This window comes from Saccharopolyspora sp. 7B, from assembly GCF_020177435.1.
Classification (GTDB): domain Bacteria; phylum Actinomycetota; class Actinomycetes; order Mycobacteriales; family Pseudonocardiaceae; genus Saccharopolyspora_C; species Saccharopolyspora_C gregorii.
Window position 1 is genome coordinate 1 of the sequence record NZ_JAIUKC010000112.1, and the last position, 11,426, is coordinate 11,426.

9 protein-coding genes are annotated in these 11,426 nt (G+C 72.4%); 7 read left to right on the plus strand and 2 right to left on the minus strand.

Annotated elements, in window-relative coordinates; all coding sequences use genetic code 11:
- Nucleotides 1–465 precede the first annotated feature (465 nt).
- Entirely contained in the window at nt 466–1,038 is a 573-nt protein-coding gene (locus LCD33_RS17855) for a sigma-70 family RNA polymerase sigma factor (protein ID WP_184483051.1), read from the plus strand.
- A gap of 123 nt (nt 1,039–1,161) precedes the next feature.
- On the plus strand, nt 1,162–2,385 hold the full coding sequence (locus LCD33_RS17860) for an anti-sigma-D factor RsdA (RefSeq protein ID WP_224956127.1): 1,224 nt from the start codon (nt 1,162–1,164) through the stop codon (nt 2,383–2,385).
- A 93-nt stretch (nt 2,386–2,478) separates the two neighbouring features.
- Here LCD33_RS17860 and LCD33_RS17865 read toward each other — a convergent pair whose 3' ends face one another.
- Nucleotides 2,479–2,880: a DUF5319 domain-containing protein gene (locus LCD33_RS17865; protein WP_224956126.1), complete on the minus strand. Its 402-nt coding sequence runs from the start codon at nt 2,878–2,880 to the stop codon at nt 2,479–2,481.
- Nucleotides 2,881–3,120: 240 nt separating this feature from the next.
- On the opposite strand from LCD33_RS17865, the gene guaB reads away from it, so the two are divergent.
- Nucleotides 3,121–4,632, plus strand: coding sequence for an IMP dehydrogenase (guaB, locus tag LCD33_RS17870; RefSeq protein WP_224956125.1), 1,512 nt, complete (start codon nt 3,121–3,123; stop codon nt 4,630–4,632).
- A gap of 49 nt (nt 4,633–4,681) precedes the next feature.
- On the opposite strand, the gene LCD33_RS17875 is transcribed toward guaB, so the two are convergent.
- Nucleotides 4,682–5,596: an NmrA family NAD(P)-binding protein gene (locus tag LCD33_RS17875; RefSeq protein WP_224968004.1), complete on the minus strand. Its 915-nt coding sequence runs from the start codon at nt 5,594–5,596 to the stop codon at nt 4,682–4,684.
- A gap of 93 nt (nt 5,597–5,689) precedes the next feature.
- Between LCD33_RS17875 and LCD33_RS17880 the strand changes: the two genes are divergently transcribed.
- The 4 genes from LCD33_RS17880 (at nt 5,690) to guaA (ending at nt 11,322) form a co-directional block, all read left to right on the plus strand.
- Nucleotides 5,690–6,256 (plus strand): TetR/AcrR family transcriptional regulator, encoded by a 567-nt coding sequence (locus LCD33_RS17880; protein ID WP_224968006.1) that lies wholly within the window; start codon nt 5,690–5,692, stop codon nt 6,254–6,256.
- Nucleotides 6,257–6,363: 107 nt separating this feature from the next.
- On the plus strand, nt 6,364–7,494 hold the full coding sequence (locus LCD33_RS17885) for a GuaB3 family IMP dehydrogenase-related protein (protein WP_224956122.1): 1,131 nt from the start codon (nt 6,364–6,366) through the stop codon (nt 7,492–7,494).
- A gap of 334 nt (nt 7,495–7,828) precedes the next feature.
- Nucleotides 7,829–9,544 carry an FAD-dependent oxidoreductase gene (locus tag LCD33_RS17890; protein WP_224968999.1) on the plus strand — a complete coding sequence of 572 codons (1,716 nt, stop codon included), beginning with the start codon at nt 7,829–7,831 and terminating at the stop codon, nt 9,542–9,544.
- Nucleotides 9,545–9,780: 236 nt separating this feature from the next.
- Nucleotides 9,781–11,322 (plus strand): glutamine-hydrolyzing GMP synthase, encoded by a 1,542-nt coding sequence (gene guaA, locus LCD33_RS17895; RefSeq protein WP_224956120.1) that lies wholly within the window; start codon nt 9,781–9,783, stop codon nt 11,320–11,322.
- Nucleotides 11,323–11,426: the final 104 nt, after the last annotated feature.

An 11,426-nucleotide genomic window follows, 5' to 3' on the forward strand; every position in this document is an offset into this window, starting at 1 on the left:
TGCGGGTGGGTGGTCGCGGCGCGCCCCGGGGCCCCCCCGCCCCCCGCGGGGGGCCCCGGGGGGGGGGGCCCCGGGGGGGGTCCCCCCCGCCCCGGGGGGGGGGGGGGGGGGGCCTCGACAGGACTTCGGTGTCCGCCGCCATGTCCCGGTGCTTCCGCATCGCCGGGACATGACGGCGGACACGTCCCACGACCCGGCCGGGACGAGCCGGGAGTCGACCGTCGTGTCGCGAACGTCCCCCCCTACCATCCGTCGATCAGTGCCGGTTCCGGACTGCGCGGACGATGCTCGGGTGGATATCTGGTAGTTATGGTTACGTGACAACGACCGCCGCTGGCCCCCACTCCCTGTTCAGGGATCTGTCCTTTCCCGGTACGGTGACCTCGGCGCTGCGTGCGGTGCACGTGATGTTCGCCGAGCAAATCCGAGTCGCTTGAACGCGTAACACCAGGGCTGCTGTCTGCGATGAGCAACGTGGGGGACGGGCTGGACGCACTTGTAGGCGCCGCCGTCGACGGCGATCGTCAGTCGATCGAGCGCTTGCTGGCCGAAATCCGTCCTTTGGTGGTGCGGTATTGCCGCGCCAGGGTAGGACGAAACGAACGGTCGTTCGCTTCGGCGGACGACGTCGCCCAGGAAGTGTGCCTCGCCGTGCTGACGGCGTTGCCCAGCTACCGGGATCAGGGTCGTCCGTTCCTGGCGTTCGTGTACGGCATCGCCGCGCACAAGGTGGCTGATGCTCATCGGGCGTCGGCCCGCAACCGCTCCGAGCCGGTGGCGGACGTTCCGGACACCCCGGAGTCCGAGGCTGGACCGGAGCAGCGGGCCATGCAAGGTGAGCTTTCGGGCAGGATGGCGCAGCTGTTGCGCGTCCTCCCGGCCAAGCAGCGGGAGATCCTGCTGCTCCGGGTGGTCGTCGGGTTGTCCGCGGAGGAAACGGCCGAAGCGGTCGGTTCGACTCCGGGAGCGGTGCGAGTGGCACAGCACCGCGCACTGGCCCGGCTGCGCAAGACGCTGTCCGCGGAGGAGGTGGTCTGAATGGTCGAGCGGGAAGAATCGGAGCGCGCCCCGAAACGGGAGCACGCCTCGGACGATCCCGTCGATTCCGGCCGGCAGGACGACCGTGCGGGCGGAACGCGTGCGCCGGAGGATTCTCCGGCCGTGCCCGCCGCTGGCGAGGGAGCCGAGCTGATCGACAATCGAGAGTCCGACTCCGCCACCCCGGCGGCGTCCGGGTCGCACACCGCCGAGATCTCCGACGGTCCGGAAGGGGACGCCGGGGACCACCCTACCGTCCATTCGGCCCATTCGGCCACGCCTGGCGAATCCGCTGAACGGACCGGCGAGTCCGGTTCCGCGGACGAGGCGGACGAGCAGCGCACGATCCGGGCGGCGCGCCCCGAGGACGAGGTCGTGGCCGAACCGGCGGGCACCTCGGCCGCGGAGTCCGGTGCCACGGTGCTGGACTTCCGGCGACGACCCCTGCTCACCGACGCCGACACCGAGCAGGCGACGGCGGCGGGCCTGATCGACGCCGACGAGGTCGGTTCGGAACCGCTGAACCTCTCCGAACTGCAGGCCGACGACGCGCTGCTCGACGCGCTCGGCGGCACCAATCCGAACGTGCCCGCGGAGTCCGCCGACACCGCGCCCGCGCTGGAATCCTTGCTGGTCGCGTGGCGGCGGGAGGTGGACGCGGCGCCGATCGGCGACCTGGTGGACACCGATGCCGCGGTCGCCGCGATCGCCGCGGGCAGCAGGCCGCGCCGCAAGTCCCGCCGCAGGCACCTGGTCCCGGTGGCCTCGGCCGCCGCGGTGCTGATGATCGGGTTCACCGGGGTCGGCCTCGCCGCCCGGGACGCGATGCCCGGCGACATGCTGTGGGGCGTGGCGCAGGTGCTCTACAGCGATCACTCCCAGGAGGCCGCGGCCGCCCAGAAGGCGCAGTCGCAGCTCGACGAGGCGGAAAGCCTGTGGAACTCGGGCAACTACAGCGACGCGAAGGTGTCCCTGCAGTTGGCGCACGAGACGATGCAGAACGCCGGTGCCCACCTCAAGGAACTGGAGGCGCGGCACCAGGTGCTGGAGAACCGCTTCCAGCAGCCGCACCTGCCGGGCGGATCCACTTCGGAGTCCTCGTCGAGTTCGCACCCGACGTCGACGACGACCGTCGAGCCGCCCCCGCCGTCGAACCCGCAGCTGCCGCCGCCGGACTGGCCGACGCCGACCTCGCCGAGCACACCGAGCTCCTCGCAGGAGCCGACCGAGCCGACGACGGAGCCGAGCGAGACCAGCGGCAGCTCCGACCTGCCGTCCAGCGGGAATCCCGAGGACTCGACCTCGGCGCCGCACAACGGCGGCGGGCTGTTCCCCTCGCCCAACTGAGCAAGCACGAACCCGGATCCGCGCCCGTGAGGGGCGCGGACCCGCTTCATGTTCGGTGGGCTTCGTGCCCGGCGGGGAGGCGGGAGCCGCTGATCAGCGGGTGTTCTCGTTCTCCGTCTCGGTGACGCCGTCGGCGAAGCCGCGGCAGTACTCCCAGCTCATGTATTCGCTGGGGTCCGGGGCGAACGCGGGCTCGTGCGGGCGCATCCGACCGTCGTGCAGCAGCTGCTCCAGGCTGGAGCGCAGCAGTTCCCAGTCGTGGTAGTGCGGTTCACCGCAGTCGGTGCAGTCCACGACGATGCCGCGGACACCGCGCGGTTCCAGCAACGCCTGGTAGACGGCCAGGTCGGTGAGGTCGGAGAGGAGCTCGGCCCGTTCGTCCTCGCCTAGCGGCGGGCCGAACTCGGGCTCCTGGTCGTCGAGCGCTCTGCTCGGGTCCTCCGGGTCGCCCGCGAACGGGTCTGGGGGCAGCGGATCGTGCGGCACGCCCGGCACGGTACCGCCCACCACGACCTGCACCGCCGCTCGGGGCGCCCGCGCGGGTGCGCACGTGCGTTGCACCACCGCTTCCCATGTCTGACCAGCGGGGTCTCTATCATGGAGCAATCGCACCTGCCGCTCGCGCCGGGGACGTCGTCGAACCGCCGCCTCCGGTGGCCCGGTATCGCCGATGAGCCCCCGCCCGGAACCTTCGGTCACCGCACCGTTGCTTGCAGGAAGGCACACCGCCTCGCCATGACCAGCGAACTCACCGCCCCCGGTTTCCCCGCGAAGTTCGCGACGCTCGGGTTGACCTTCGATGACGTGCTGCTGCTGCCCGATGAGTCCGATGTGATCCCCAGCGGCGTCGACACGGGAACGCAGCTGTCGCGCAACGTGCGGCTGCGGGTGCCGCTGCTGTCCGCGGCGATGGACACCGTCACCGAGGCGCGGATGGCGATCGCCATGGCCCGCCAGGGCGGTGTCGGCATCCTGCAGCGGAACCTGTCGGTGGAGGAGCAGGCCGCGCAGGCCGAGGTCGTGAAGCGCTCCGAGGCCGGCATGGTCACCGACCCGGTGACCTGCTCGCCCGAGGACACCATGGCCGAGGTGGACGCGCTGTGCGCCCGCTTCCGGATCTCCGGTGTCCCCGTCACCGACCCCGACGGCACCCTCGTCGGGATCATCACCAACCGCGACATGCGGTTCGAGGTGGACCACACCCGCCGGGTGCGCGAGATCATGACGCCCGCCCCGCTGGTGACCGCGCAGGTCGGCGTCACCGCGGAAGCCGCGCTCGGCCTGCTGCGCAGGCACAAGGTCGAGAAGCTGCCGATCGTGGACAACGCGGGCAAGCTCCGCGGGCTGATCACCGTCAAGGACTTCGTCAAGACCGAGCAGTACCCCAACGCCACCAAGGACCCGGACGGCCGGCTGCTGTGCGGCGCCGCGGTCGGCGTCGGCGCCGACTCGCACGAGCGGGCGATGGCGCTGGTCGACGCCGGGGTGGACGTGCTCGTCGTGGACACCGCGCACGGGCACTCCCGGGCGGTCGTGGACACCGTGGCCACCCTGAAGAAGGAGCTGGGCCACTCGGTGGACGTCATCGGCGGCAACGTCGCCACCCGTGCCGGGGCCCAGGCGCTCGTCGACGCGGGCGCGGACGCCGTCAAGGTCGGCGTCGGACCGGGCTCGATCTGCACCACCCGCGTCGTCGCGGGCGTCGGCGTCCCGCAGATCAGCGCCATCTACGAGGCCGACCAGGCGTGCCGGCCGGCCGGGGTGCCGATCATCGGCGACGGCGGCATCCAGTACTCCGGGGACATCCCGAAGGCCATCGCGGCCGGTGCCAGCAGCGTGATGCTGGGCAGCCTGCTCGCGGGCACCGCCGAATCGCCCGGGGACCTGGTGCTGGTCAACGGCAAGCAGTTCAAGGTGTACCGGGGCATGGGCTCGCTCGGCGCGATGCAGAGCCGCGGGCAGGGCCGGTCGTACTCGAAGGACCGCTACTTCCAGGACGACGTGCTGTCCGAGGACAAGCTGGTGCCGGAGGGCATCGAGGGGCGGGTGCCGTTCCGCGGGCCGCTGGCGCAGGTGGTGGACCAGCTCGTCGGCGGGCTGCGCTCCGGGATGGGCTACACCGGTTCGACCACGGTCCCCGAGCTGCAGCGGGCCAACCTGGTGCGGATCACCGCGGCGGGGCTCAAGGAGTCGCACCCGCACGACATCACGATGACCGTCGAGGCGCCGAACTACACGACCCGGTGAGGTGCGGGGCGCGGGAGCCGAGGGTTCCCGCGCCCTACTCCGCACCGGGTCAGCCGCGCAGGTGCGCGGCCGCCCACACCTCGAACGAGGTGGTCGGCAGGCCCAGTTCGGCGGCGAACTCGGGGCGGGCCGGCTGGCCGACCGCGTTCAGGTAGTCGTGGGTGGCGCCCATGCCCGGCATCCCGGCGGCCAGCGCTTCGGCCTCGGTCATGTCGGGGGCCGTCAGCGGGATGCCGAGCGCGCCGGAGAGGACTTCGGCGATCCGCTCCATCGGCAGGAAGTCGCCCGCCAGCTCCAGTTCGACCTCGTGGAACCGCGTCGGCTCGGCGATCGCGGCGGCCGCCGCGGCCCCGATGTCCGCCGTCGCGATCAGGGACAGCCGGGTGTCCGGCTTGAGGACGCTGACCAGGCCGCCTTCGACGCCGCGCGGGAACAGGAAGCCCATCGAGGGCAGGAAGTTCGCCATGAAGAAGGCGGGCTTGAGCAGCGTCCAGCTGGGAAAACCGGCTTCGCGGACCCGGTCCTGGATCGCGCTCTTGGCGCCCAGGCTGCGCGCCACCCCCCACCGGCCTTCGGCCATGCCGGGCACCTCGGTGTGCTGACCGGCGCCGCTGACCGAGGTGTGCACGAACTGCGCCACCTCGGCGGCGCGGGCCGCTTCGACGAGGTTGGTGCCCTGCGCGATCTCCCCGTCGAAGTCGAAGCCGTCCGCGGTGAGCTCGGGCAGCTGCACGGAGAAGACCGCGCGGACGCCGTCGACCGCCGGTGCCAGGGAGTCGCGGTCGCGGAGGTCGCCGGTCACCAGGTCGGCTCCGAGCGCGCGCACCGCGGCGGCGCGTTCGGTCTCGGGGTCGCGCACCAGGGCGCGGACGGGAACGCCCGCGGCGAGCAGGGCGCGGGCGGTGGCTCCGCCCTGCCTGCCGGTGGCGCCGGAGACCAGGACGGGTGCGGGATGGGTCGGCATGCTGCTCCTCGGGAGAAAAACGGCGGGGACCGCCGTTTGTGCTCCCGTACGATACGGCGGACCCCGCCGTTTTGTGAAGCAGGAGGTGACGCCGTGACCGGAGCGCAGCGCTCGGACGCCCGGCGCAACCACGCCCGCATCCTCGCCGTGGCGGAACAGGAGGTCGCCGCCCGCGGCGCCGAAGCCTCCCTGGAGCAGATCGCCCGCACCGCCGGAGTCGGATCGGCGACCGTGCGCAGGCACTTCCCCACCCGCCGCGCCCTGCTCGAAGCGGTCTCGCACAGCCGCATCGACGCGCTGAGCCGTCGCGCCGCCGAACTGGCCGATGCGCCCGACGGCCGCGACGCGCTGCTGCGCTGGCTCGACGAAGTGGTCGCCTACTGCGCCACCGTCCGCGGCCTGGCGGTCGCGCTGTCCTACGCGGGACCCGACACCGACCCGGTCCAAGGCAACACCTGCGCCGGAGCGTTGGAGGAAGCGGGCACGCCGCTGCTGGACCGCGCCGTGCGCGACGGTGCGGTGCGAGCGGACATCGCCCTCACCGACCTGATCACGGTGATCGTCGGCATCGTGCTGGCCGTCGAACACCGCGCCGACGCCGCCGCCGAAGCCGACAGGTTGTTCCGGCTGACCGTGGCGGGCCTGGCCCCGCACGCCTGAACGCACCGGGCGCCGGACCCGAAAGACCGGGGCGGATGCGAGGTCCGAGCCCGGAGTAGAGAGAATGCTCCGTTGGAGTGCTGTGGTGCTGGCAGGGAGGACTTGACGTGCGGGATTCGGTGGAGATCGGCATGGGCCGGACGGCCATGCGCGGGTACGAGCTGGACGACATCGAGATCGTCCCGTCCCGGCGGACCCGGTCGTCGCAGGACGTGTCGCTGGCGTGGCAGATCGACGCGTACCGGTTCGGCATCCCGCTGGTGACGCACCCCACCGACGCCGTGGTGTCCCCGGCGACGGCCATCCGCGTCGGCGAGCTCGGCGGCCTCGGCGTGCTCAACGCCGAAGGGCTCTGGGCCCGGCACGAGAACGTCGACGACCTGCTGTTCGAAGTGGTGCGCATCGCGGACGAGAGCGAGGAGCCGACCGCCGCGGTCAAGCGGCTGCAGGAGCTGCACGCCGCGCCGGTGCGGCACGACCTGCTCACCCGCGCCATCAAGCAGATCAAGGACTCCGGGGTCACCGTCGCCGCGCGGGTCAGCCCGCAGCACGCCGAGGAGCTCACCCCCGACCTGCTCGCCGCGGGCGTCGAGGTGCTCATGGTGCACGGCACCATCGTCTCGGCCGAGCACGTGGCGCGGGACGGCGAGCCGCTCAACCTGAAGCGCTTCATCGCGGACCTCGACGTGCCGGTGATCGCCGGCGGCGTCGGCGACTACCGCACCGCCATGCACCTGATGCGCACCGGCGCGGCCGGCGTGATCGTCGGTTTCGGCGAGTCGATGGCCACCACGACCACCCAGGTGCTCGGCATCGGCGTGCCGATGGCCACGGCCATCGCCGACGCCGCCGCGGCCCGCCGCGACTACCTCGACGAGACCGGCGGCCGGTACGTGCACGTGCTCGCCGACGGTGCGCTGTCCTACTCCGGTGACATCGCGAAGGCCATCGCCTGCGGTGCCGACGCCGTCGTCCTCGGCGAAGCGCTCACCGAGGCCTCGGAGGCGCCCGGCCAGGGCTACTACTGGACCGCGGCCGCCGCGCACCCGAGCCTGCCGCGCAGCGAGATCATGGGCTTCACCGGTGCCGGTGTCGACCTGGAGAAGCTGCTGTTCGGCCCGAGCAGCGAGGCGTCCGGCACCACCAACCTGTTCGGCGGGCTGCGGCGCGCGATGGCGAAGACCGGGTACTCGGAGCTCAAGGAGTTCCAGAAGGTAGGCCTGACGCTGCGGCGTTGATCCGTGGCCGTCCTTCCCCCGTTGCGCGGGGGTGGGGTGGCGGAACCTCAGCCGCTTCCTCGCTGCGGGATCGTTTTCACAGGTGGCTCCGCCACATGAGAAAACGCTGTCCTCCCGAGGAAGCGGCTGAGAACCCGCGGGTGGTCCGGCTGCGTGCTGGTTCTCCGCTCAGCGGCTCCGCCGCGGACAGGACGAGGACGGTTCGCGGCCGGTCTGGGCCGGTGGGTCGCTGGTCCTGAATCGGGTGGATCGGGCTCGGGGTCGGGAAATTGGGTCGCGCGCAGTGCCGGAAAGTACTGGCTACCCGCGAGTAATGACGGCTAACGTGTCCGGCATGGCTTCCAGCAACGGTGCTCAGGGTCAGCGCGGTCCGCAGCACTACGACGTCGTCGTGATCGGCTCCGGGTTCGGCGGCAGCGTCGCCGCGCTGCGGCTCACCGAGAAGGGCTACCGGGTCGCCGTGCTGGAGGCGGGCCGCCGCTTCAGCGACGACGAGTTCGCCAAGACGTCCTGGGACCTGCGCCGATTCCTGTGGGCACCGCAGATCGGCTGCTACGGCATCCAGCGCATCCACCTGCTGCGGGACTGCCTCATCCTCGCCGGAGCCGGGGTCGGCGGCGGTTCGCTGGTGTACGCGAACACGCTGTACCGGCCGCTGAAGCCGTTCTACAACGACTCCCAGTGGGCGCACATCACCGACTGGGAGGACGAGCTCTCCCCGCACTACGACCAGGCCAGCCGGATGCTGGGCGTCGTCACCAACCCGACCACCACCCCCTCCGACGTGGTGATGAAGAAGGTCGCCGCCGACATGGGCGTCGGCGGCAGCTACCACCCGACACCGGTCGGCGTGCACTTCGGCGAACCGGGCCGCACCGTCGCCGACCCCTACTTCGGCGGCGCCGGACCGGCGCGCACCGGCTGCACCGAATGCGGGGCGTGCATGACCGGCTGCCGCGTCGGGGCGAAGAACACGCTGGTCAAGAACTACCTGCACCTCGCCGAAGCCGGGGGAGCGGAGGTGTTCCCGCTGACCACCGTGCACCGGCTCGCCGAAGGCCGCGACGGCCGCTGGCGCATCGGCACCCGCCGCACCGGGGCGAAGACCGCGCTCGGCAGCCGGGTGTTCACCGCCGACCAGGTGGTCGTCGCCGCCGGGACCTGGGGCACCCAGAACCTGCTGCACCGGGCGCGGGACCGCGGCGACCTGCCGCGGCTGTCGGCGAAGCTCGGCGAGCTCACCCGCACCAACTCCGAGGCCATCATCGGCGCTCAGGTGCCGCAGCTCGGCGAGCTGGACTACTCCAGCGGCGTCGCCATCACCTCCTCGTTCCACCCCGACGAGGACACCCACATCGAGCCCGTCCGCTACGGCAAGGGCAGCAACGCGATGGGCCTGCTGCAGACCTTCCCGACCAAGGGCGACCACCCGGACCCGCGCTGGAAGCAGTGGCTGCGGTTCGTGCGCACCGACCCGCTGAAGGCGCTGAAGATGGCGGTGGTGCGCAACTGGAGCGAGCGCACGATCATCCTGCTGGTGATGCAGAGCCTGGACAACTCGCTGATCACCCGGGTGAAGCGCGGCCTGTTCGGCTCCCGGCTCACCTCCCGGCAGGGCCACGGCGCGCCCAACCCCAGCTTCATCCCCGCGGGTGAGGAGGCCAACGAGCGGGTCGCCGAGGAGATCGGCGGCATCGCCGGCGGCACCTGGGGCGAGCTGATCGACATGCCGATGACCGCGCACTTCATCGGTGGCTGCGCCATCGGCGAGGACGCCGAGCACGGCGTCATCGACCCGTACCACCGGGCGTACGGGCACCCGACGCTGTCGATCGTGGACGGTTCCGCGATCACCGCGAACCTCGGGGTGAACCCGTCGCTGACGATCACCGCCCAGGCCGAGCGTGCGTTCTCCATGTGGCCGAACAAGGGCGAACCGGACCGGCGCGCCGCGCAGGCCGAGGGCTACCACCGGATGGCGCCGATCGCGCCGAAGCACCCGGCGGTCCCCGCCGAGGCGCCGGCGGCCCTGCGCCTGCCGCTGATCTGACCGCCGGTCCTGCCGCTCCGCCCCTGCCGCGCGCACCGGGGGCCGTGGAACCCCGGCGGTCTTCGCGCCGAGCGGGGGACGGCCGATGCGGAGCCGCTGCCCGGGCGGTGGGGGTTAGCTGGGATGATGGGTTCCAGCGCACGCATCCGCCTGGAGGTTTCGACGACGTGTCCGGTAACGCCAACAGCCCTGACCAGTCCCCGGCATCGGGTCCGCCGCGCGAGGGGAAGGGGCCGGTGCTCGTCGTCGACTACGGCGCCCAGTACGCGCAGCTGATCGCCCGCCGCGTCCGCGAGACGCAGATCTACTCCGAGGTCGTCCCGCACGACACGCCGGTCGAGGAGATCGTCCGGCGCGATCCGGCGGCCCTGGTGCTCTCCGGCGGCCCGTCCAGCGTGTACGCCGCGGACGCGCCGCAGGTCGACCCGGCGCTGTTCGAGGCGGGCGTGCCGGTGTTCGGCATCTGCTACGGCTTCCAGGCCATGACCGCGGCCCTCGGCGGGACGGTGGAGCACACCGGCACCCGCGAGTACGGCCGCACCGAGCTGGAGATCACCGGCGACGGCGGTGCGCTGCACGAGGAGCTGCCCGGCCACCACCCGGTGTGGATGAGCCACGGCGACTCGGTCAGCAAGGCGCCCGAGGGCTTCACCGTGACCGCGGGCAGCAAGGACACCCCGGTCGCCGCCTACGAGGACCGGAACCGCCGGCTGGCGGGCGTGCAGTACCACCCGGAGGTCGCGCACTCCCCGCACGGCCAGGAGGTGCTGCGCCGGTTCCTGCACGACATCGCGGGCATCAAGCCGCAGTGGACCACCGCGTCGATCGTGGACGACACCGTTCAGGCGATCCGCGAGCAGGTCGGCGACCGGCGCGCGATCTGCGGCCTGTCCGGCGGCGTGGACTCGGCGGTTGCGGGCGCGCTGGTGCAGCGCGCCATCGGCGAGCAGCTGACCTGCGTGTTCGTCGACCACGGGCTGCTGCGCGCCGGGGAGCGGGCGCAGGTGGAGCGGGACTTCGTGGCCGCCACCGGGGTGAAGCTGGTGACGGTCGACGCCACCGAGCAGTTCCTGGGCGCGCTGGCCGGGGTCACCGACCCCGAGGAGAAGCGCAAGATCATCGGCCGGGAGTTCATCCGCAGCTTCGAGCAGGCGGCCCGCGACCTGGTGCAGGGCTCCGAAGGCGACGTGGACTTCCTGGTGCAGGGCACCCTGTACCCGGACGTCGTCGAATCCGGCGGCGGCAGCGGCGCGGCGAACATCAAGAGCCACCACAACGTCGGCGGCCTGCCCGACGACCTCCAGTTCCAGCTGGTGGAGCCGTTGCGCGCCCTGTTCAAGGACGAGGTGCGGCGGGTCGGCCTGGAGCTGGGCCTGCCGGAGACCATCGTGCACCGGCAGCCGTTCCCCGGGCCGGGCCTCGGCATCCGGATCATCGGCGAGGTCACCGCGGACCGCCTCGAAACGCTGCGCGCGGCCGACTCGATCGCGCGGGAGGAGCTGACCGCGGCCGGGCTGGACCGCGACATCTGGCAGTGCCCGGTGGTGCTGCTGGCCGACGTGCGCTCGGTGGGCGTGCAGGGCGACGGCCGCACCTACGGGCACCCGGTGGTGCTGCGGCCGGTCTCCAGCGAGGACGCGATGACCGCGGACTGGACGCGGCTGCCCTACGACGTGCTGGAGCGGATCTCCACCCGCATCACCAACGAGGTCGCCGAGGTCAACCGGGTCACGCTGGACGTGACGTCGAAGCCGCCGGGCACCATCGAGTGGGAGTGACCGGACTCCGGAACCGAGGGGGGGCGCCGCCCGAAGCCCCCCCCCCCGGACCGGTGACACCCCCCGGGGGGGGGGGGGGGGGGGGGGGGGGGGGGGGGGGGGGG

Excerpts from the sequence above, each read along its gene's own strand:
- LCD33_RS17855 (WP_184483051.1), top strand. The coding sequence starts at position 466 with ATGAGCAACGTGGGGGACGGGCTGGACGCACTTGTAGGCGCCGCCGTC.
- guaB (WP_224956125.1), top strand. The coding sequence starts at position 3,121 with ATGACCAGCGAACTCACCGCCCCCGGTTTCCCCGCGAAGTTCGCGACG.
- LCD33_RS17875 (WP_224968004.1), bottom strand. The coding sequence starts at position 5,596 with ATGCCGACCCATCCCGCACCCGTCCTGGTCTCCGGCGCCACCGGCAGG.
- LCD33_RS17890 (WP_224968999.1), top strand. The coding sequence starts at position 7,829 with ATGGCTTCCAGCAACGGTGCTCAGGGTCAGCGCGGTCCGCAGCACTAC.